Consider the following 19823-nt stretch of genomic DNA (forward strand, 5'->3'; position numbering starts at 1 on the left):
ATAAATTCCTTAACAATACCCTTTATTTGACAACGTATTAATTCACAAAAGGTAAACTTTTATCTGAGTAAGAATTACTTGCGCTAAAGCTGTTAGCCCTAATTGTGAGTAGCTACTAAAGCTAAGATTTTTTGTGTAACTGTGCCAATGTCATTTTACCTGAAAATGAGACAAAAATCAGATAAGAGGCAACTTATTTGGCAATTTGGCAGAATTATTGGAAAGATTTTTTAATGTTTCTGTATCAATAATCACAATATACAAGAGTTATATTAGGACTCCGATTTGATTTTTTAACACATACTAAGACTGAAAAGGCTGTTTTATCAGGGTTTCATTTGAAATTTTGTTCAATCATACAGGAGTCCTAATAGTTGCCAAAAAAATATCAAGTTTCGGTTAGAAGCGTTTCTTTTAGACCTGATGGAAAAATTGTGGTTTCTGCAAGTCTTAACACCATCAAATTATGGAGTTTAGATTTAGATGATTTACTCGCGCAGGGTTGCAACTATTTAAAAGATTATTTCGCTACCCGTCCCGATTTACGAAAAGAAATTTGTCCTGACGATAAATAGCCACACCATGCATTTGTGGTACTGGGAGAGTGCGATCGCATTTTGATTATTTTACGGAGAATGCGATCGCATTTATTAGGGTTGATGGGAAAGTGCGATGTCTGACGACAAGCCTTACGGCTACGCATTTATTGGGGTTTTTCGGAGGGCGATGTTTAACGATAAGCCTTACGGCTACGCGCTTATTAAGGTTGATGGATTAGTGCGATGTCTGACGACAAGCCGATGCGCGTCTACGCATTTGTGATGTTGGGGAAGTGTGATCGAAGCTGATGGTGATTATTATCGTATTAGAATTGCAGACTACAGAATTGGATTAACAATCTCTGATGGTGCAATTGTTTTTGTTCGAGCATTGCAAAGAAAGGATATTTACAGATATTTTCCTTAGAAGTTGTTTGAAAAGTGGTTGAGTATTTAACCCTTAGCCTTCAGCATTACGCTGAAGGCTAAACAGGAATTAGTCAAGAGCCAGAAAATCTATCCTTTAGGTATCTGAGTGAAGGTTTTTATCGCAAAGAAATTAGACGGGAGTCAGTTTCTAACTTTTCAATTGCTGTTAAAACTTCTTGTCTTGCCCATTGATCTGCTGCCAAAATGTCATCTAAAGAGGGATTTGTACGGTTATCATTTTGATGGCGATCGCACACCCATTCGATACACCGAGGAATATCTAAAAACCGAATTTTTTCTGATAAAAATAAAGCCACGGCTTGTTCATTTGCGGCATTCAACACAGCGGGCATGGAACCGCCAGCTTTACCCACAGCATAAGCCAATTGCATACAAGGATACTTTTGGTGATCTGGTTCGCGGAAGGTTAAATTTCCAGCTTTCACTAAATCTAAGCGTTCCCAGTTAGTGTAAATGCGATCGGGCCAAGATAAAGCATACAGTAAGGGTAAACGCATATCTGGCCAACCGAGTTGGGCTAAAACTGAGGTATCTTGCAGTTCAATCAGCGAGTGAATAATGCTCTGGGGATGAATGACAATTTCAATATCGTCATAACCTAACCCAAACAGGAAGTGAGCCTCAATGACTTCCAGTCCTTTATTCATCAAAGTAGCAGAGTCTACTGTGATTTTACGCCCCATCGACCAATTTGGATGTTTCAAAGCATCAGCAACGGTCACTTCTGCTAACTTTTCTACATCCCAATCCCGAAAAGCCCCACCAGATGCAGTCAGTAAAATCCGTCGCAAACCATTTTTTGGCACACCTTGTAGGCATTGAAATATCGCAGAATGTTCGGAATCAGCAGGTAGTAATTTTACACCGTGTTTTTCGATTAGGGGTAGAACTACGGGGCCGCCAGCAATTAGAGTTTCCTTATTTGCCAAGGCGATATCTTTACCAGCTTCAATAGCTGCGATCGTTGGTAGCAAACCAGCACAACCCACGATTCCGGTGACAACCGTTTGCGCTTCGCTGTAGCGGGCAACTTCTATGACTCCGGCTTCGCCAGCCAGTAGAATGGGTTGCGGATCGAGGTCTTTAACGGCTTCTTTGAGTGCTGGGAATTTATCTTCTAAGCAAATTGCTGCTATTTTCGGTCGAAATTGCCGAATTTGAGCAGCTAACATTTCGACATTGCTCCCAGCTGCCAATCCCACAATCCGAAATTGATCTGGGTACTGACTAACAATATCTAAAGTCTGAGTCCCAATAGAACCAGTAGAACCAACAAGAGTAATCGCTTTCACAATTATTTCAGGATTTACAGACAACTTTCACTATAAATTGCTGAGGACTCATTAATAACACCAATGACCATAATCTATACACTGAGGGGAGTGAGGAGTGGGGACGCGGGGAATGACTAATGCCCAATGCCCACTTGCCCTGAGCGAACGCGAGTGCGTCTCGTAGAGAAGCCGAAGGGATGCCCAATGCCCAATACCCAGCATAATTTTCATTTAACTAGACAAAATTTGTATTTATAAATACGATATCTTTAAATATAAATGCTGACAAAATTGGTAAAAATGACCAAAATAGAAAATATTTTCCAGTAATTGCCGATTTGTTCAGTTTGTTACTTATGTTGGTGGAGGATTGAAGATGCATAATTTCACTCATAAATTACTGTGCTGTATTCATAGATAAGAGGATGGATAAAGTAGTATTTTGAAATACTCAAGTCTATGGTCAAAGTTCAGATAGCTATAAGAAAAATTTTATGGAAAACTGATTTCCTATATCCAGCCGCAATATGGCTTGCCAGTCGAATATTCATTTGGATAGCTATGTTGCTGGTTGCACCAAGGCTACCGTTACCAGCAGATGCATTTTTGCCGGGTTTTGGCTGGCAGGTTTTTGATGCATGGGATAGTATGCATTACCGAGCGATCGCTACTTCCGGTTATGAATTCGTCGATGACGGTAACCAACATAATCTAGCCTTTTTTCCGTTGTTTCCCTTGAGTATCTGGGTTTTGATGAAGCTGGGTTTGCCGTTTGAATTAGCGGGCATTTTGGTAAACAACCTGGCATTTTTCGCAGCCCTTTACTGTTTATACTTTTGGGTTAAGGAGCATTATGGCAGCAGTGCCGCCCAATGGGTGAGTGCTGTGGTTTGTTGCTATCCCTCGTCTATGTTTACAGCGGTGATTTACACAGAGGGACTGTATTTGTTTTTGAGTACGGCGGCTTTGCGGGCTTTCGATCGCAAGCAATATCGATGGACTGCCTTTTGGGGCGCCATGGCCACAGCAACACGTCCCACAGGTATGGCACTAATTCCGGCCTTGGCGATCGCAGCCTGGAAAGAACGCAGACCACCCATTGCCTATATTGCTGGTTTTGCTACCGCTACTGGCATACTTCTATTCAGTTTGTATTGTGCAATTTCTTTCGGTAACCCTTTAGCTTTTATCCAAGCACAAAGGGGATGGCGACCTTCCCTTGGGTTTGATTGGCAGGGTTGGTTAAACATGCTGATGCAAATTGCAGTTGGCAGCAAAAATTGGCAATTTGGTTGGGTGCAAAACCCATCTGGCGGCATCAAAGACCCCTGGTATCCCTTGTTGGTGGCTGTAATTGTTGGCGGTGGCTATCTTTTATGGCGCTTTCATAAACATTTTCTTTTTGGAAAATTAGCTTATGGCTTTTATGCTTTAGTTGTGTTTTTGTTAGTCTTGGCAAGCGAGCAGTGGATAAATAACTTCCTGAACGTGGTTATGGTCTTAGGTGGTAGCTTTGTGTTGTGGCGCTTACATCGACAACTCACCCCAGTTACGGTTATCTATGGCTTTTGCGGTATTGGTTTACTGCTAGCCTCTGGAGGTACTATTTCCTTGAGTCGTCTGGCCTATGGAATTGTACCTCTGAGTATAGCCATTGGTGTGTTACTATCTCGCAATCCTCGCCAAGGATATTTTATACTAGGGTTGTTTGTGACGTTATTAGCCAAAATAGCTGTAGGATTTGCTCAAGAGCATTGGGTTGGTTAATGGATCTTAAAAGAGAAGTCAGAATGGGCTACGCCCCCCTGCGCTAACAGAATTCAGAATTCAGAATGCAAGCAGCCTCCACCCAAATTCAACTTTATGTTTAACGAGGGAGTAGGGTATTTTCTCTCTTCCCCCTACTCCCTACTCCCCACTCCCTACTCCCTGTTTTGGTCATCAATTGAATTTAACTTTCCTAATGAATATATCCAATCAGACGAAGATGGCGCTTGCGGTATTACTTATAGGCGTGGGCGTCATCTCTTTTGGCTCTATTTTTGTGAGATTGAGCGAAACTGAACTCAGCCCCAATGCCACTGTATTTAATCGCTTCTGGGTTGCTAGTCTGGTCTTCGGGTTGTGGTATGGATATAAAACGATATGTCAGCAATTTTCCCAAAATCAACCCATAGAACAGCAATCCTACACTAGTCAAGATTTCTGGCTATTCCCAGGCGCTGGTGTTTGTTGGGCTGCTACTTTGGTCTTTTTGGCTTGGTCGCTGACTCAAACTAGCGTCGCTATCTCTAGTGTTTTACATAATCTCGCCCCCATATTTACTAGCTTAGGGGCGTGGCTGTTATTTCGTCACGGTTTTGGGAGTCAATTTTTGATCGGGATGGTTGTCGCCCTTGGGGGAGCGATCGCTATTGAATTTGAACAACTCCAAATCGCCACAAACGAACTTCGAGGAAGCTTTGCTGCCATCGCTTCAGCAATTTTCATGGGCGCATACCTGCTGATGGTAGAAAAATTACGAATTAAATTTTCTCCAGATATAATTCAGTTCTGGATCTGTGCGATCGCTGCCCTAACCATGTTCCCCATACTTTTGTTCACTCAAGATCAGTTTTTCCCTTCTACACTCAGCGGGTGGCTTTGGGTGATTTCCCTAGCCGTGATCTGCCAAGTTGTAGGTCACGGAATTTTGACCTATAGCCTTGCTAGGTTTTCCTCTGTGGTTGTCTCCTTGGTGCATCTGTTAGAGCCAGTATTTAGTGCCATTTTCGCTCTTGTAATATTTTCGGAAAAGTTAAGTTTTTTTAATCTAATGGGTTTCGCTATAGTTTTAATCGGTCTATACTTAGCCATATCTAGCCAGGTTGCAGCTAATTCGCCGTTCCAGGAATCAGTCAAAACTATTTTTGTTAAAAATTTGCTAAAAATATGACGACAAAACAGGCATTCCTACAACAAAAGTTATCCTCAACACCAGCTTTAGTAGGAACTTTGTCATTATTTTTTGCCCTAATTCCCATATCTTTGGCACCATCTCTGACCAAATTATGTCAATTAGAAATTGGTGCAAATGCTGTAGTATTTCATCGCAGTTGGATTGCTACAGTCGTTTTTGCACTGTGGAATGGACTTGAGGCTTTCCGCTACCAACAGTCAGATAACCAAACGATCGAACACAAGCCTTTGACCAAAAAAGAAATCTGGCTGTTGTTAGCAATGGGAACTGCTGCTGCAACCTACCTACTCTTGTGGGCTTGGTCGCTGAGTCAAACTAACGTTGCCAACGTGGCTTTATTGTCTAATTTGAATTCCTTATTCGTTGCTTTGGCTGGGTATCTGTTATTCGGTCAGCGTTTCGATTATCGATTCGTTGTTGGTTTGTCCATCGCCTTGGGGGGAGCGATCGCATTTGAAATCAATAAGGTGCAATTTGCCACTGACCAATTACTCGGTGATGTCTTAGCATTTCTGACTGCGATTTTCATGGCAACGTGTATGTTGCTCATAGAACAACTCCGTTCTCGATTTAGCACCGCAACTATCATGCTGTGGCGCTGTGGAATCACAACAATGTTTTTACTACCCGTCGTTCCATTCCTCGAAGATAGACTACTCCCCTATTCGTGGATGGGTTGGTTTTTCATTATTTTTCAAGCCCTTTTCTGCCAAGTGTTGGGTCAGGGACTTTTAGCTTACAGCCTCAGCAGAATCTCTTCACGAGTTGTCGCCGTCACTCTTCTGGCCGAACCAGTTTTAGCTTCGATTTTTGCTTGGTTCATTTTTTCAGAACAGGTGGGCTTGTTTGACTGGGTGACTTTTGCCGTAGTTTTAGTAGGTATTTATCTAGCCCAATCTAGTCGATCTGTTGTGAAAGTAATAGATGAAAAATCGTAGCCTCACGACAAAATTATTTTTAACTATTAATAATTTGTTCCACAGCAACAGAAACATCTGGAAATGCAAAAAGCATGTGATAAAACTGATACACACGCTGAAGTCATATTCGAGTATTTAATTATGTTAAGAGTAATTTTGTTGGCGTTGGCGCAGCCCACCGTAGGCATCGCTACTTTTCTTATTCCCTTGACTAGCTATACCCATAGTCAAGTAATTGCTAGTACCGCTAATTATCAAATTTTTCAGAATAAATCAACAAAAATCACTATCGAACGTCTAGGAATAGGTGGCGTAAAACTTTCTATGTCCGAGGCACAAGTCAGAAAAATTTTAGGTAAACCTGTAAAAGTAGAAAATGCCTTTGTACCTGCTATTGGTAAAGTTCGTACTCTTAAATATCCAGGCATTACAGTTGATTTAGCTGAAGATGCTCAACCAGGGAAATTTACTGTTTACCAAATTAAAACAACCAGTTCTAAATATTCCACCATAGATAAAGTAAAAGTAGGCGATACACAAACAAAAGTGATTAGAACCTATGGAAAAACTGAAATAACTCAAGATGGTAAAGTTACCAATTTAAATTACATAGTTGAAGAACCCAGCCCTGGAGGGTTAAACTTTACTATTCAAAAAGGCAAAGTAACAGAAATTTTCTGCTTTTATCTGATGAATTAAGAAGTTTTTCCCAGAAAACACCAATGCAAATCCAACACCCCCACTTCATCTGGAAAAATCCGAAAATTCAAGATAAACCTCCTCAAGCGAGATACTGATGGGTTAATCAGTTGAGAGTACCACAGGAGGGTTGAATTAACCCTCCCCGTATGTATTGGCGAGGTAACTAGATTTCTTTTCCCCCCTTGATAAGGGGGGATTAAGGGGAGTAATTCGACTTATGTGTACACCGTAGCTTATAAAAGGGAGGGAATTAGATGTTCTAGTTTCCCCTTTCTAATGTTATTTTTGCCATCACATTTGTTGATTTAGCGATCGCATTTGTTGATTTAGCGATCGCATTTGTTGATTTGGCGATCGCATTTGTTGATTTAGCGATTTCCCGTACACCCCTACACCCGCCCCAACGGGGCTTGGTCAAAATCGCCTAATCCCCATCTCTAAACCTTCACATACACCCCTCAAAAAATCTAAATCCAAACTAGCAACTGTGTCACTAGGTTTGTGATAATGTGGATTCCGTAAAAATGCCGTATCCGTTACCATCATTGCCGGATAACCCAAATCCCAAAAAGGTGCATGATCGCTAAGTCTGGTTTGCGGAACTATTAAACCTTTATTTGGTACGGGTAGCCATTGACTAGGTACACCGACTTGGCGAATACTACGACTCATACCAATTAAGTCACCAATTGTCCGCCAATTGCCAATTAAAGCAATAAAATCGCCGCTATTTGGGTAGAAGCGCTCCAAAAAAGGCGGGTAACTTTGAGAACCGGGTGTAGAATCTTTATAGCCCAGCATTTCTAGTGAAATCATTAAACGTAACTGCTGCTTTTGTTCGCGCAACAAAGCTGCATAGTCAGCGCTACCCAGTAAGCCATATTCTTCCATATCGAAAGCAACCAGCCTTAGGGGATATCTTACAGGTTCAGCAGCAAATTTTCTGGCTAATTCCAGCAACACTGCTACACCTGTGGCATTATCATCCGCAGCTGGTGTTCCAGGAACAGCATCATAGTGGGCACCAATTAAAATAGGTGGCAAATCCTTTTTTTGCGGTCTAGCTTGGGAAGGTAAATTTAAGATCAAATTCTTACAAGGTTTACCTCTAACTTGGAAGGTGTGGATTTCCACACTTCCCCATTGGGAAAATTCCTGGCGGATATATTCTTGGACAAAAAAATGTCCAGCTGTTGCTATATAAGGATCGCGTTCTCGCGCTATCTCATTGAGGGAAGTTTGTAATCGTTCTATTAAACTCAAATTTTTAAAGTTTTCAGGTACTCAAAAAAGCACAGCAAGCATGATTAAGGTGGATTTACCAAATTGCAGATAGAGTAAACAGAAGTAGCTAGATAACAACAATTGAGGCTGCTTGGACACACCAAGCATCGTCAATGCTATCCTAGTCTTGCAACTATCTCCTCTAGCTGAACTTCTTAACTTTCTACCTTAATGACGACTATTATACCATTGAGGTGTTTTCACCCTGTAGCACAAAGCTAGAGGTAGTTCCACCCAATCATAATAAATATATAAGACGCTTTAGGAGAAGAGTAACGCATGGGCAAGGTAGTCGGCATCGACTTGGGTACAACCAACTCAGTAGTCGCCGTGATGGAGGGTGGCAAGCCGGTGGTGATTGCCAATGCAGAAGGAATGCGAACAACCCCCTCCGTAGTTGGCTTCAGCAAAGAAGGCGAAAGGGTAGTTGGGCAAATGGCACGGCGACAAACCGTCCTCAACCCCCAAAATACCTTTTTCGCAGTGAAACGCTTTATTGGGCGCAAATATGGCGAACTGAACCCAGATTCAAAGCGTGTACCCTACACCATTCGCAAAGACGAAGTAGGTAATATTAAAGTCGCCTGTCCCCGCCTGAATAAAGATTTCGCCCCGGAAGAAATTTCAGCAATGGTGCTGAAGAAATTGGCAGACGATGCTAGTCGCTATTTGGGTGAACCTGTGACAGGGGCAGTAATTACAGTACCGGCTTATTTTAATGATTCCCAGCGGCAAGCAACCCGCGATGCTGGCAGAATTGCTGGTTTAGAGGTACTGCGGATTCTGAATGAACCAACTGCTGCATCTTTGGCTTATGGATTAGATCGGGGTGACACGGAAACTATCTTAGTATTTGACTTGGGTGGTGGCACCTTTGACGTGTCGATTTTAGAAGTGGGCGATGGCATATTTGAAGTGAAAGCTACCAGTGGAGATACACAACTCGGTGGCAATGATTTTGACAAAAAAATAGTAGATTGGTTAGCAGAGCAATTTTTGGAAACAGAAGAGGTAGACTTAAGACGCGATCGCCAAGCTTTGCAACGTCTGATGGAAGCTGCGGAAAAAGCCAAAATTGAACTTTCTGCTGTCAGCATCACGGATATTAACTTACCTTTCATCACCGCCACAGAAGATGGCCCCAAACATCTGGAAACTCGTCTCACTCGTTCCCAGTTTGAAGGCTTATGTGGTGATTTGATTGGGCGATTGCGGATACCAGTTAAACGCGCCCTCAAAGATGCCGGACTTTCACCTAGAGACATTGAAGAAGTTGTGTTAGTTGGCGGTTCCACAAGAATGCCAATGGTAAAGCAGCTAGTACGGGACTTGATTGGCATAGAACCCAACGAAAATGTCAACCCCGATGAAGTGGTGGGAGTGGGTGCAGCAATTCAAGCAGGCATACTTGCAGGCGAACTCAAAGATGTGCTGCTTTTGGATGTCACACCGCTATCTTTGGGATTGGAAACCATCGGCGGCGTCATGAAAAAACTCATTCCCCGCAATACTACCATACCAGTACGTCGCTCTGATATATTTTCTACATCGGAAAATAATCAAAATACTGTGGAAATTCACGTAGTCCAGGGCGAACGAGACATGGCAGCAAACAACAAGTCTTTAGGACGGTTCAAGCTGTATGGCATCCCACCAGCGCCACGGGGGATTCCCCAAGTCCAAGTATCCTTTGATATCGATGCCAATGGAATTTTGCAGGTAACAGCCTTAGATAGAACCACTGGTAGAGAACAGAGTATCACCATTCAAGGCGCTTCTACCTTGACAGAATCGGAAGTAAATCGGATGATTCAGGATGCTCAAAAATACGCCGATGTCGATCGCGAACGTAAAGAACGAGTAGAAAAGCGGACTCGTTCGGAGGCGTTGATTTTCCAAGCAGAACGACAACTTAGAGAAGTAGCTTTGGAATTTGGTATGCAGTTTGCCCGCAACCGCCGCCAAAAAATTGATAATATCTGCCAAGAACTACGAGAAAGTCTCAAGGAAAACGACGATCGCGGTATTGACCAAACCTACGCCGATCTGCAAGATGCTCTATATGAGCTAAATCGAGAAGTCCGCCAGTATTATGCTGAAGACGAAGACGACGATTTGTTTGGCACTATCCGTGACATCTTTACTGGTGGCGATAAAGAACGGGAACGCGACTCTGCCAGAGATACATTTCGGGAACGCGACTCCTATGGTAGAGACTATGGCAGAGACCGAGACTCTGGCAGAGACTATGGCCGAGATAATCGTTCTTCTTCCTATGAAAATCGTCCTCCCCGCAAATCCCGTCCAAGTTACCAAGATAACTGGGATGATGAAGAAGACAATGATTGGTTATAGTTTCTGATTGGAGTGGGGAGTCAATCAATTTTGGATTTTAGATTTGAGATTTTAGATTTTTCCTGAAATCTAAAATTCCAAATTAAAAATCTAGAATTGACGAAGTTAGAACTCAAAAGTAAAAAAATAAATCTTTCAATTTCTAACTTTTAATTCCTAACTCCTAATTAATCCAAAATCCCAAATCTAAAATCTAAAATTTAAATAGCTGACTATGCAAAATTTGCAGAATTTCCGCGATTACTACGAAATTTTAGGAGTATCTAAAGACGCCTCCAACGAGGAAATTAAAAAGGTTTATCGGCGGTTAGCAAGACAGTATCACCCCGATCTCAATCCTGGAAATAAAGCAGCCGAGGATAAATTTAAGGATATCGGCGAAGCTTATGAAGTCCTTTCAGATCCAGCCAAGCGATCGCAGTATGACCAATTTAGCCGCTATTGGAAGCAAAAAGGCTTTGCAGGCAACAAACAGACGCCAAAGGCTAAAAGCTGGCAAACTGGCGCTAACGGTCGCAACGATAATCAGGATGTAGATCCAAGTCAGTTTGCTGACTTTGAAAGCTTTATTAATCAAGTTATCGGCGTCAAAAATCAAAATGGGGCAAATACCTCTAATAATGGTGCTTCCAGCGATCCGTTTCGTTCACCGAGAACAAAAGTTGCCTACACAGTTAACACCCCACCCCGCACTACTCGTAGGGACATAGAAGCCAGATTAACTTTACCATTAGAAAAAGCTTATCAAGGTGGTAATGAACGCATTCGCTTAGAAGATGGGCGATCGCTAGAAGTTACTATGCCTCCGGCGATGGTTACAGGTCAAACTATTCGTTTGCGAAACCAAGGCGTTGGTGGTGGCGACTTATACTTAAAAATTACCGTTGAGCCTCATTCATTGTTTAAGCTAGATGCTTTCAACATTCTCTGTCAAGTACCTGTGACTCCCAGCGAAGCAGTTTTAGGAGGTCAGGTAGAAGCACCCACTCTTGATGGCCCTGTAAAAATGACCATCCCTCCCGGAGTTAGATCTGGCCAAAAATTTCGACTAGGGAATAAAGGCTACCCTAATGAAGATGGTAAACGTGGCGATCAATTAGTGGAAATTCAAATAGTTACACCGAAAAATATTAGTCAAGAAGAACGAGAACTTTACGAAAAATTGCGACAAATTGAAACCTTTAAACCCCGTGCTGATTTAATACGTTAGTCTTCATCTTGAAAAATAGTTTCTATATCTTGTGAACCATGCAAGATACGTACAATTTCTATGCCTTCGTCTATTGGACGATAAAAAATTAAATAATTTTAACTGGAAAATTTCGCAAAAACGCACCCAATTCAGGTCTTTGTTTGCCCATTTGCTGAAATTTCGCCAGTTTCGGAAAACTTTCTCGCAGAGTATCAAAAAGTTGATTGGCAGCTTTTGAATTATTCTGCGCTAGATATTTCCAGATATTCTCAATATCTTGCGATGCTTGACTAGAAATCCGAAATCGACTCATAGAGCATCGCTGTCAGTTAAATTTTGCTGTCCTCGTGCTTTAATATCTGCAAAAAAAGCTAAAAGTGACTCTTCATCATATTCGCTATATTGTCCAGCCTCAAGTTGCTTAATACCAATATCAATCTGACTGCGTAATGCTTCTAGCTTGAGTTTTTGCAGTTCTTCTTCAAGGTGCTGGAGTTGATCTATCATCTGCTGAAACGCTTGTGCTTCATGTACTACAACCTCAGCTTTACCATTCACAGTTAGTACAAGGGGGGATTTTGTGGCCTTGATCCTTTCTACGTAGTCCTTGGCATTGCGCTTAAAGTCAGTGAGAGTTTGAATATTTTCGAGATTAATTTTGACGTGCATCGCATCTAATAAAATGCTTTATTAAATATTTTATCAAATGCTAGAGTTGTTGTGTCTTCATACCGTCTTCACCAATTGACAAAGGATTTAAAATATAAAAAATATCTTTTGAGCGAAGTGACTCAAACAGCCGTGAATCAGAAAGGGACAATGGCACAAAGCAGTAAACCAACTTATTACTCCCTGCTAGAACTGCATCCCTCGGCATCGGTAATCGATATTCGTCGGGCTTATCGGCAACTGAGCAAACGCTATCATCCTGATACTACAGATTTGCCTGCTGCTGTAGCTACTGCCAAATTTCAGCAACTCAATGAAGCTTACGCCACCCTGAGCCATCCAGAACGTCGGTTAAGCTACGATTTAAAAATTGGCTATTCTCGCTTTGGAGTGATTCAAGCACCTCCTGATTTGAATCATCCCGTATCGCGTTCTCATGACTTCTCAAAATCAGCTTATCTGGATGCCAGCGATCGCCCCCTCTCATCTGGCGAAATTTTCGCTTTATTTATGCTGGTGTTAACATTTGTAGGTTGTTTGTTACTAGCAGTTGCCATTGGCTTAACTCGTGGTGACCCTGCTTTGCAAACACATTTGCAGCAACCAAATCCATCTGTACAGCACAATTCAGAATTCAGAATTCAGGAGTCAGAATTCAGAATTGGGAAGTAAAACAGGTTTAATGTCTGACACTAAAACTAGTTTGTGTACTTCACGCTTCTTGATATCTCCTGTAATTACCCTGATGGTAATTAAATATTAAAAAATTTCCTAATCCAAAATCCAAAATCTAAAATTCCTATGTCTTTTCTTCCCTCAGATACCCCCTTATACAATCATCCCCTGCCACAAATTGAGCAGTGGCTAAAAGACCAAGGTTGTCAACAAGACGAAACACAGCGGCATTGCTGGCGTGTGCAGCGGCCTAGTTGGCAAGCTGAACTTTGGCTTGATGTTGAGCAAATCGTAGTGCGATACATCCAATCTGGGGAAAATGGACAAGACATCCAACGCTCATTCAAATATTCTCTAAGTCGGGAAGATATAGAACAAGCGGTGTTTTCTGGACCGTAAACTAAGTGCTGAGTACAGTTCACCATCAAAAGCGCCAAGGAAAAGCGATCGCTTGCAATGAAATTTACTCCTAGTCCGGCAAAAAACCATGCAAATACTGAGGCAGAAATTAGCGGCTGGGTCTGATTGTAAATTTAGACTAAAGTTGATAGCGATCGCCTTTTCACAAATTGTAAAATGTGCTATTCAAAAATGCTTGTCAAGTAGGAATCACGGCTTTACCCATCAATAAAGGAAGGGTGAGATGAGCAACAGTTACACTTTTGGGCACAAGAAAGCAGGTACATCAACTTTTTCATATTCGTCGCTGATCTCACCAACTACTCCAACGCTGGCGAACCCAACACGAGGCTTTGGTTTACCAACAAATAACACTCCTATCCAACAATTAACCTCAGAATCAACCAACCAGGAAGAAGCGCAGTCTGCTAACGAGCAATCCTTGGAACCACAAGCTATTAAGCAACCGTCTTTTAGTCACGACATTAGTCGCATAGCGTTGCGTCGTCCCCAGGCAAAGCTGACGGTGGGAGAACCAGGGGACAAGTATGAACAAGAGGCGGATTGGGTGGCAAATCAGGTAATGCAGATGGTTGTCCCCCAGAAACTGAACGCTCCTACCGTGAACTCCGTACAAGACTCCTTACAGCCAAAATGTGCAGCTTGTGAGCAGGAAGAAGAGAAAGTACAAACTAAGCCATCCCTAGAACCTGCTACTGATCGTGGCTTACAGGCAGGGGATAATATTGAGAGTCAGATCAATACTAGTAAAGGTGGGGGAAGTCTGTTATCAGATGAAGTCAGAGGCTTCATGGAACCCCGCTTTGGTGCCGATTTTAGCTCCGTTCGGGTGCATACAGACAGTGAAGCGATGCAAATGAATCAGGAGTTGGGGGCACAGGCATTTACTCATGGTAGCGATATTTACTTTGGGGGCGGTAAGTCGGCTTTGAATAATGAGTTGATGGCGCATGAGTTGACTCATGTAGTGCAGCAGACGGGGGCAGTTCAAACTAAGCAAGTCTGGAAACAGCCAACTGTCCAACGAAAGTGTTCAGTTTGCGAAAAAGAGGAACTAGAGGTACAGCGATCGCCTAACATATCAGCACTTTCTCAGTCTGGGATACAAAGATGGTCACCTTTTGATGATGACGAAGATCAGACAGATTCAGAAAGTAGCTCAAGCGGAGGTATCTTAGACTGGGCAAAAGACAAAGCCAGTGGAGCGGTCGATACTGTCACTCAAGCCGGAAGCGATGCTTATGACTGGGCTGAAGAAAAAGCCGGTGGAGCGGTCGATACTGTCACTCAAGCCGGAAGCGATGCTTATGACTGGGCTGAAGAAAAAGCCAGTGGAGCGGTCGATACTGTCACTCAAGCCGGAGGCGATGCCTATGACTGGGCTAAAGAAAAAGGCGGTGCAGCCGTAGATTCGGTTACCCAAGCCGGAAGTGATGCTTATGACTGGGCTAAAGAAAAAGGCGGTGCAGCCGTAGATTCGGTTACCCAAGCCGGAAGTGATGCTTATGACTGGGCAAAGCAACAAGGCAGTGAAGCAGTGGAAGCTGTTACAGACCTTGGGGGTGAAGCTACTGATTGGATCGCTAATTCGTATGGTATTCAGGTGGATTGGAACAGCGAACCTGGAAGATTGGTAAGAGCTTGGACTTATGGGCTTGATCCAGAGCTTGTCCAAAATCTTCGTAGCAAAAATCCTACAGACTTGCACAACTTGATAGATATTCCTGAACAGGTGCAACAAGCAGCTAACGTATTGGCGGCACAAGCAAGCATGAATGTAGCGCCTGCTCCTGTACCTGTTACTCCTACTCCTAATCCTATTCCTCCTTTTCTTATTCCTGAACCTGTGCCTGTTCCTCCCGGACCTGCACCGATTCCTCCGGCACCTGTGACACCTGTTTCTCCAGGTCCGAGTCCTGTTCCTCGTATTGGCCCTGGTGTTCTTTTAGGTCCTATTGCTGTAGGAATAATAGTTTTCATCGCAATCATGTTAATTCCTTCAAATATATTTCAAAAAGGTAAGACAGAAGATGAATATTTGGAGGAAAACAGGAAAAGGGAAGAAGAAAAGAAAAGAAAACAGAAACAGCATCTAGGCGATTGTACTGAGACTCAGCATCGTGAACTTCAAGATGAAGTAAACAAACAATGTAAGCAGCTTGAACGCAGTTGTGATGATGAAACTCTTAATTGTGCAGAACTCAGAAGCAGATGGCAAAGAAACGAAAGATGTGCAAAGGCGCGAGAAAATATTAATCAAGAATGTTACCAAGGAGGAGATAATGGACATAGGGAAGCCACAGAATCAGCGCACATAGCTGAAGATAAATGTCGAGAACAATATCGTAAGAAAAAGTGCTAATGTTTTGCTCCTTGGAACCAGGTTTTAGCTTTTTTAGAGGAAATTATTTGCTATGGTTGAGTCTTCTGAAATACAATCAGAAAAGCTTATTTTAGATATTGAAAAAGCTTTCTCTAATGTTGAGTACCCTGGAGATGATGAAATCGTCTACGACAACACTGGCTATCACTTGGAGTGTAACGAAATCAAAGAAGTCTTGAAGGGGAAGGATTGGCGATCTCTATCATTAGATATGCTGAGGTATCATGCTGAGGGTTTGTTCTTTTTGACTCCAGAAGGTTATCGGTTTTATTTACCAGCTTACCTTCTTGCCTCAATCCGCTCATACCGAGAGGCTGATATGATTCCTACAACAATTGTTCATAGTTTAAATGCGCCTCAAGAACAAGATTCAGAAATGGCTCCGTTTTCTAGTCGGATTAGTAACTTTAATCAAGATCAAAAAACTGTAATCAAGAGATTTTTAGAGTTTTTGAGAACTAAGTACACCGGGGTTACCTCTCTTGAGAGAATAGATACTGCCCTCAAAAGATTTTAGTACCATCGCATTTGCCGTAGCAATTCTCTTACCCTGCGGGAAGCCAGCTACAAAGACACTACGCGATCGCTACTGAAAAAGAGAGAGGGAGATCAAAGTTGAAAAGGTAGAAGGGCGATCGTGTTCGGAGCGATCGCACTATGACTGCTCAATTGTATCGCCAGCCTTGTCTTGACTCTCCATCAACGACACACCATTCTTCCACAGTTCATACTCGCTAAGATCAATCTCCTCATTCCACACAATCCCATAGCCCCCTGGCTCGACCTTAAAGTTCTTAAAAAAAGCAGGTTGTCGAAGTGGAGAAAACATTGGAGTATCTAAGAGATGACGAACATCGTATTTTTTCACCTCTTGATTGGTAAATTCAATCACTAGAGTAGTATCATCGATTGCTTTGACTTGATAAATTCGGGGATACAACATAGCTGCTTTTAACCTAAATTTACTTCAAAGGAGGTAGCTTACGAAACTCCTGAGTATTCCACATTTGCAACAGATCTTGCTGGTATAAAGTTGCCCACTCTAGGACTAGCTTTTGTGCCCGATTTGGCAAATCTCCTTCAATGATTTCAAGTGATTCAATGCTGACTAACCCATTGTACTCGCCATATATTGCATGAAAATGAGGTGGAGGGTGATCGCCAAAGAAGACTTTAATCACAATTCCATAGAACCGTGCAACCTCTGGCATAACGACATCTAACAAATACTTAACCCGTCTATTTTACCAAAATGCGTAGCCGTAAGGCTTGTCATCAGACATCGCCGCTCCTTTGAGTTGAGGTGCGTAGTTTATCGCCGCAGACATTGCCAATTTTGTAAAGTCGGCATAGCTGGCAAAAGCACCCACCAAAAGCGATCGCTTGCAATGAAATTTACTCGTAGTCCGGCAAAAAACCATGCAAATACTGAAGCACAAATTGGCGGCTAGGTCTGATTGTAAATTTAGACTAAAGTTGATAGCGATCGCATTTTCACAAATTGTAAAATTTGCTAGTTAAAAATGCTTGGCAGTAGGAATCACGGCTTTATCAGTTGATGAAGGAAGGGTGAGATGAGCAACAGCTACACTTTTGGGCACAAGAAAGCAGGTACATCAACTTTTTCCAATCCGTCCCTTGTCTCACCAAATACTCCAACACTGGCAAACCCAACAGGCGGCTTTAGTTTACTAACAAATAATCTAATTCAAACAGCAACAGAGCAATCAACCAACCTCAAAGAGGCTCAGTCTGCCGGCGAGCAATCCTTATTATCAGAAGCCGTTGAGCAAAGGTCTTTTAGTCACGACATTAGTCGCATAGCGTTGCGTTGTCCCCAGGCAAAACTGACGGTGGGAGAACCAGGGGACAAGTATGAACAAGAGGCCGATTGGGTGGCAAATCAGGTGATGCGGATGGTTGTGCCAAACAAACTTAATGCTCCCAGCACACAGCCTATACAAAACTCCTTGCAGCGCAAATGTGCAGCTTGTGAGGAGGAAGAGAAAGTACAAACTAAGCCATCCCTAGAACCTGCTACTGATGATGGCTTACAGGCAGGAGATAATATTGAAAGTCGGCTCAATAGCAGTAAAGGTGGGGGAAGCTCGTTGCCAGATGAGGTGCGATCGTTCATGGAACCCCGGTTTGGTGCCGATTTTACCTCCGTGCGGGTACATACAGACAGCTACGCGGTGCAGATGAACAGGGAATTGGGCGCACAGTCCTTTACTCATGGTAGCGATGTTTACTTTGGGGCGGGGAAGTCGCCAGGTAATAATGAGTTGATGGCCCATGAGTTGACTCATGTAGTACAGCAGATAAAAGGGACTCAGGTTAAGAAATCTCTTAATCAACCAAATGCTCAACTAGAGTGTTCAGAATGTGAGCTAAACAAAGAAATGTTGCAGGAAGAGCCAGAGATTCAAAGGCAAGCAACTGAAAGCCTGATAATACAGCGAGCGACTGACGATCCGTCTCTTCAGGCAGGAATCTATATATCTAAACTATTAGGTGGTAACCCTTATGCCACTGCTTTAGTCAACTGCCTCTTACGCATCTCTCCTACTCTAGGATTATTCACTCTCTATCGAATCATACGTATATTCACTGCTCCCCCTGAAAACCAACTTCGTCTCTTTAACGAGTTGATGATGAGTGATTTTCCTTTGTTAGCGCATGGTACAACAATCTGTAACTGCATTCCACCACATTGGATTGCAGATTACGCCCGTCAGGTGTTAGCCCCATACCCAGATGCTGTAGCCAACTTTGACCACTACCTAACTGGAGGCGGAGCACCTTTTGACAATAACGTTGCAAAAATGTTTCGTGAAGATGCTGGTGTCAAATCCAAAATGGAAAGTCTACTTGCAAACACAACTGAAACCGAAGGAAAACTCGACGACCCCATCAAGCAATTTGATTACACAACTAAAAACTGGTTGTATGCTCTGGGCGGCATTGATACATTCTTCTTCAAAATTTATGACGACAATAGCGCACGTCAGAAGAATACAGACGTTAATGATGGTACTGCTCTTGTTGATTTGGAATTAAGCGACCCATACGAGTGGCACCCTGATGAACGCAGAGCCGACCCCTGTCTACATACTGGAATGGAACTTATGAAGGCTTCTGGTGCACAGGACTTTCTCGTCATTGGTGCAAACGTCGTGCGCTTAAAGCTTCCTGCCAAAAAAATTCCCAAGTTGTGAGTATTAACGAGATTGTTGAGCGTAAATGCGATCGCACTATGACGGCTGTTTGCGATCGCCAGCCTTATCTTGACTCTCCATCAACGACACACCATTCTTCCACAGTTCATACTCGCTAAGATCAATCTCCTCATTCCACACAATCCCATAGCCCCCCAATACTATTCGGTTAAGAAAATTTGTAGGTTGGGTAGAAGGTCGTGAAACCCAACAAAGCCCTGAAAATGTTGGGTTTCGTTCCTCAACCCAACCTACACCAAAGTAATTTTTTAGGCTTAATACCATTTCTGTTTGAAGATGCGCTTATAAGACTGATGCAAAACTACAGATTGTAGCGGCAATTCATGAATTGCCGCTACGCCAATAGAGCGCAGCCTCATATAGAATTGGTATAACCGAGCAGTATTGCATAGCCCCCTAGCTCGACCTTAAAGTTCTTAAAAAAAGCAGGTTGTCGAAGTGGAGAAAACATTGGAGTATCTAAGAGATGACGAACATCGTATTTTTTCACCTCTTGATTGGTAAATTCAATGACTAGAGTAGTATCATCGATTGCTTTGACTTGATGAATTCGGGGATACAACATAGCTGCTCCTGACCTAAATTTACTCCTAGTCCGGCAAAAAACCATGCAAATACTGAGATACAAATTGGCGGCTAGGTCTGATTGTAAATTTAGACTAAAGTTGATAGCGATCGCCTTTTCAGAAATTGTAAAATTTGCTAGTTAAAAATACTTGGCAGTAGGAATCACGGCTTTACCCATCAATTAAGGAAGGGTGA

At 42.6% G+C, this 19823-nt stretch carries 23 protein-coding genes; 12 read left to right on the top strand and 11 right to left on the bottom strand.

What is annotated here, in order from left to right; all coding sequences use genetic code 11:
- Positions 1 to 520: 520 nt before the first annotated feature.
- Positions 521 to 703, bottom strand: a complete 183-nt coding sequence (locus tag IQ276_RS05160; protein ID WP_193916278.1) for a hypothetical protein — start codon at positions 701 to 703, stop codon at positions 521 to 523.
- A gap of 381 nt (positions 704 to 1084) precedes the next feature.
- Positions 1085 to 2281 carry a 1-deoxy-D-xylulose-5-phosphate reductoisomerase gene (locus IQ276_RS05165; protein WP_193916281.1) on the bottom strand — a complete coding sequence of 399 codons (1197 nt, stop codon included), beginning with the start codon at positions 2279 to 2281 and terminating at the stop codon, positions 1085 to 1087.
- A 441-nt stretch (positions 2282 to 2722) separates the two neighbouring features.
- Here IQ276_RS05165 and IQ276_RS05170 point away from each other — a divergent pair, with 441 nt between their 5' ends.
- From IQ276_RS05170 to IQ276_RS05185, 4 genes are all read left to right on the top strand, one after another.
- Positions 2723 to 4030, top strand: coding sequence for a mannosyltransferase family protein (locus IQ276_RS05170; RefSeq protein ID WP_193916284.1), 1308 nt, complete (start codon positions 2723 to 2725; stop codon positions 4028 to 4030).
- A gap of 196 nt (positions 4031 to 4226) precedes the next feature.
- Entirely contained in the window at positions 4227 to 5198 is a 972-nt protein-coding gene (locus IQ276_RS05175) for a DMT family transporter (RefSeq protein WP_193916287.1), read from the top strand.
- Entirely contained in the window at positions 5195 to 6160 is a 966-nt protein-coding gene (locus IQ276_RS05180; protein WP_193916290.1) for a DMT family transporter, read from the top strand. The genes IQ276_RS05175 and IQ276_RS05180 overlap by 4 nt, the downstream gene beginning before the upstream one ends.
- Before the next feature lie 123 nt (positions 6161 to 6283).
- The gene (locus IQ276_RS05185; protein ID WP_193915222.1) at positions 6284 to 6841 is read left to right on the top strand and encodes a hypothetical protein; all 558 of its coding nucleotides are present in this window, start codon (positions 6284 to 6286) and stop codon (positions 6839 to 6841) included.
- Positions 6842 to 7103: 262 nt separating this feature from the next.
- Here the strand turns inward: IQ276_RS05185 and IQ276_RS05190 are convergent, their stop codons facing one another.
- Complete coding sequence (locus IQ276_RS05190; protein WP_193915224.1) at positions 7104 to 7262, bottom strand: hypothetical protein; 159 nt, start codon at positions 7260 to 7262, stop codon at positions 7104 to 7106.
- Positions 7259 to 8107, bottom strand: coding sequence for a M28 family peptidase (locus IQ276_RS05195; protein WP_193915225.1), 849 nt, complete (start codon positions 8105 to 8107; stop codon positions 7259 to 7261). The genes IQ276_RS05190 and IQ276_RS05195 overlap by 4 nt, the downstream gene beginning before the upstream one ends.
- Before the next feature lie 300 nt (positions 8108 to 8407).
- On the opposite strand from IQ276_RS05195, the gene dnaK reads away from it, so the two are divergent.
- Together dnaK and IQ276_RS05205 are read left to right on the top strand one after the other, a co-directional pair.
- Positions 8408 to 10483 (top strand): molecular chaperone DnaK, encoded by a 2076-nt coding sequence (gene dnaK / locus IQ276_RS05200; protein WP_193915226.1) that lies wholly within the window; start codon positions 8408 to 8410, stop codon positions 10481 to 10483.
- A 214-nt stretch (positions 10484 to 10697) separates the two neighbouring features.
- A complete protein-coding gene (locus IQ276_RS05205) occupies positions 10698 to 11693 on the top strand; it encodes a DnaJ C-terminal domain-containing protein (RefSeq protein ID WP_190876259.1) in 996 nt (331 codons plus the stop codon).
- On the opposite strand, the gene IQ276_RS40065 is transcribed toward IQ276_RS05205, so the two are convergent.
- From IQ276_RS40065 to IQ276_RS05215, 3 genes are read right to left on the bottom strand one after another with little or no spacing between them, the layout of a single operon-like run.
- Positions 11690 to 11782, bottom strand: coding sequence for a hypothetical protein (locus IQ276_RS40065; RefSeq protein ID WP_309245632.1), 93 nt, complete (start codon positions 11780 to 11782; stop codon positions 11690 to 11692). The genes IQ276_RS05205 and IQ276_RS40065 overlap by 4 nt on opposite strands.
- Positions 11782 to 11988 (bottom strand): type II toxin-antitoxin system RelE/ParE family toxin, encoded by a 207-nt coding sequence (locus tag IQ276_RS05210; RefSeq protein WP_255264303.1) that lies wholly within the window; start codon positions 11986 to 11988, stop codon positions 11782 to 11784. Before IQ276_RS05210 ends, IQ276_RS40065 begins: the two co-directional genes overlap by 1 nt.
- The gene (locus IQ276_RS05215; RefSeq protein ID WP_193915227.1) at positions 11985 to 12344 is read right to left on the bottom strand and encodes a type II toxin-antitoxin system Phd/YefM family antitoxin; all 360 of its coding nucleotides are present in this window, start codon (positions 12342 to 12344) and stop codon (positions 11985 to 11987) included. Before IQ276_RS05215 ends, IQ276_RS05210 begins: the two co-directional genes overlap by 4 nt.
- Positions 12345 to 12494: 150 nt before the next feature.
- On the opposite strand from IQ276_RS05215, the gene IQ276_RS05220 reads away from it, so the two are divergent.
- The 4 genes from IQ276_RS05220 to IQ276_RS05235 all read left to right on the top strand — a co-directional run bounded on the left by IQ276_RS05220 (position 12495) and on the right by IQ276_RS05235 (position 16339).
- Positions 12495 to 13016 (top strand): J domain-containing protein, encoded by a 522-nt coding sequence (locus IQ276_RS05220; protein WP_193915249.1) that lies wholly within the window; start codon positions 12495 to 12497, stop codon positions 13014 to 13016.
- Positions 13017 to 13145: 129 nt separating this feature from the next.
- Positions 13146 to 13418, top strand: a complete 273-nt coding sequence (locus IQ276_RS05225) for a DUF3143 domain-containing protein (protein WP_190876261.1) — start codon at positions 13146 to 13148, stop codon at positions 13416 to 13418.
- Between the two features lie 244 nt (positions 13419 to 13662).
- On the top strand, positions 13663 to 15801 hold the full coding sequence (locus IQ276_RS05230) for an eCIS core domain-containing protein (RefSeq protein WP_193915228.1): 2139 nt from the start codon (positions 13663 to 13665) through the stop codon (positions 15799 to 15801).
- A gap of 52 nt (positions 15802 to 15853) precedes the next feature.
- Positions 15854 to 16339 carry a DUF6714 family protein gene (locus IQ276_RS05235; protein ID WP_193915229.1) on the top strand — a complete coding sequence of 162 codons (486 nt, stop codon included), beginning with the start codon at positions 15854 to 15856 and terminating at the stop codon, positions 16337 to 16339.
- A gap of 138 nt (positions 16340 to 16477) precedes the next feature.
- Here the strand turns inward: IQ276_RS05235 and IQ276_RS05240 are convergent, their stop codons facing one another.
- From IQ276_RS05240 to IQ276_RS05250, 3 genes are read right to left on the bottom strand one after another with little or no spacing between them, the layout of a single operon-like run.
- Positions 16478 to 16765: a DUF2442 domain-containing protein gene (locus IQ276_RS05240; protein ID WP_193915230.1), complete on the bottom strand. Its 288-nt coding sequence runs from the start codon at positions 16763 to 16765 to the stop codon at positions 16478 to 16480.
- Between the two features lie 19 nt (positions 16766 to 16784).
- The gene (locus IQ276_RS05245) at positions 16785 to 17033 is read right to left on the bottom strand and encodes a DUF4160 domain-containing protein (protein WP_193915231.1); all 249 of its coding nucleotides are present in this window, start codon (positions 17031 to 17033) and stop codon (positions 16785 to 16787) included.
- Between the two features lie 33 nt (positions 17034 to 17066).
- Positions 17067 to 17243: a hypothetical protein gene (locus tag IQ276_RS05250; RefSeq protein ID WP_193915233.1), complete on the bottom strand. Its 177-nt coding sequence runs from the start codon at positions 17241 to 17243 to the stop codon at positions 17067 to 17069.
- 153 nt (positions 17244 to 17396) lie between these two features.
- Between IQ276_RS05250 and IQ276_RS05255 the strand changes: the two genes are divergently transcribed.
- Positions 17397 to 19040 carry an eCIS core domain-containing protein gene (locus tag IQ276_RS05255; RefSeq protein ID WP_228042945.1) on the top strand — a complete coding sequence of 548 codons (1644 nt, stop codon included), beginning with the start codon at positions 17397 to 17399 and terminating at the stop codon, positions 19038 to 19040.
- Complete coding sequence (locus IQ276_RS40070) at positions 19037 to 19159, top strand: hypothetical protein (RefSeq protein ID WP_255264304.1); 123 nt, start codon at positions 19037 to 19039, stop codon at positions 19157 to 19159. The genes IQ276_RS05255 and IQ276_RS40070 overlap by 4 nt, the downstream gene beginning before the upstream one ends.
- Positions 19160 to 19416: 257 nt before the next feature.
- Here IQ276_RS40070 and IQ276_RS05260 read toward each other — a convergent pair whose 3' ends face one another.
- Positions 19417 to 19626 (bottom strand): DUF2442 domain-containing protein, encoded by a 210-nt coding sequence (locus IQ276_RS05260; RefSeq protein WP_193915237.1) that lies wholly within the window; start codon positions 19624 to 19626, stop codon positions 19417 to 19419.
- Positions 19627 to 19823 lie beyond the last annotated feature (197 nt).

Origin of the sequence: Desmonostoc muscorum LEGE 12446 (assembly GCF_015207005.2) — a bacterium.
GTDB lineage: Bacteria > Cyanobacteriota > Cyanobacteriia > Cyanobacteriales > Nostocaceae > Nostoc > Nostoc muscorum.

What these genes read in the sequence shown, in the direction of transcription:
- IQ276_RS05185 (WP_193915222.1), top strand. Translation starts at nt 6,284, where the DNA reads ATGTTAAGAGTAATTTTGTTGGCGTTGGCGCAGCCCACCGTAGGCATC.
- IQ276_RS05240 (WP_193915230.1), bottom strand. Translation starts at nt 16,765, where the DNA reads ATGTTGTATCCCCGAATTTATCAAGTCAAAGCAATCGATGATACTACT.
- IQ276_RS05260 (WP_193915237.1), bottom strand. Translation starts at nt 19,626, where the DNA reads ATGTTGTATCCCCGAATTCATCAAGTCAAAGCAATCGATGATACTACT.
- IQ276_RS05225 (WP_190876261.1), top strand. Translation starts at nt 13,146, where the DNA reads ATGTCTTTTCTTCCCTCAGATACCCCCTTATACAATCATCCCCTGCCA.
- dnaK (WP_193915226.1), top strand. Translation starts at nt 8,408, where the DNA reads ATGGGCAAGGTAGTCGGCATCGACTTGGGTACAACCAACTCAGTAGTC.
- IQ276_RS05175 (WP_193916287.1), top strand. Translation starts at nt 4,227, where the DNA reads ATGAATATATCCAATCAGACGAAGATGGCGCTTGCGGTATTACTTATA.
- IQ276_RS05245 (WP_193915231.1), bottom strand. Translation starts at nt 17,033, where the DNA reads ATGCCAGAGGTTGCACGGTTCTATGGAATTGTGATTAAAGTCTTCTTT.
- IQ276_RS05180 (WP_193916290.1), top strand. Translation starts at nt 5,195, where the DNA reads ATGACGACAAAACAGGCATTCCTACAACAAAAGTTATCCTCAACACCA.
- IQ276_RS05215 (WP_193915227.1), bottom strand. Translation starts at nt 12,344, where the DNA reads ATGCACGTCAAAATTAATCTCGAAAATATTCAAACTCTCACTGACTTT.
- IQ276_RS05230 (WP_193915228.1), top strand. Translation starts at nt 13,663, where the DNA reads ATGAGCAACAGTTACACTTTTGGGCACAAGAAAGCAGGTACATCAACT.
- IQ276_RS05205 (WP_190876259.1), top strand. Translation starts at nt 10,698, where the DNA reads ATGCAAAATTTGCAGAATTTCCGCGATTACTACGAAATTTTAGGAGTA.
- IQ276_RS05235 (WP_193915229.1), top strand. Translation starts at nt 15,854, where the DNA reads ATGGTTGAGTCTTCTGAAATACAATCAGAAAAGCTTATTTTAGATATT.
- IQ276_RS05255 (WP_228042945.1), top strand. Translation starts at nt 17,397, where the DNA reads ATGAGCAACAGCTACACTTTTGGGCACAAGAAAGCAGGTACATCAACT.
- IQ276_RS05250 (WP_193915233.1), bottom strand. Translation starts at nt 17,243, where the DNA reads ATGGTTTTTTGCCGGACTACGAGTAAATTTCATTGCAAGCGATCGCTT.
- IQ276_RS05220 (WP_193915249.1), top strand. Translation starts at nt 12,495, where the DNA reads ATGGCACAAAGCAGTAAACCAACTTATTACTCCCTGCTAGAACTGCAT.
- IQ276_RS05160 (WP_193916278.1), bottom strand. Translation starts at nt 703, where the DNA reads ATGCGTAGCCGTAAGGCTTGTCGTCAGACATCGCACTTTCCCATCAAC.
- IQ276_RS05170 (WP_193916284.1), top strand. Translation starts at nt 2,723, where the DNA reads ATGGTCAAAGTTCAGATAGCTATAAGAAAAATTTTATGGAAAACTGAT.
- IQ276_RS05210 (WP_255264303.1), bottom strand. Translation starts at nt 11,988, where the DNA reads ATGAGTCGATTTCGGATTTCTAGTCAAGCATCGCAAGATATTGAGAAT.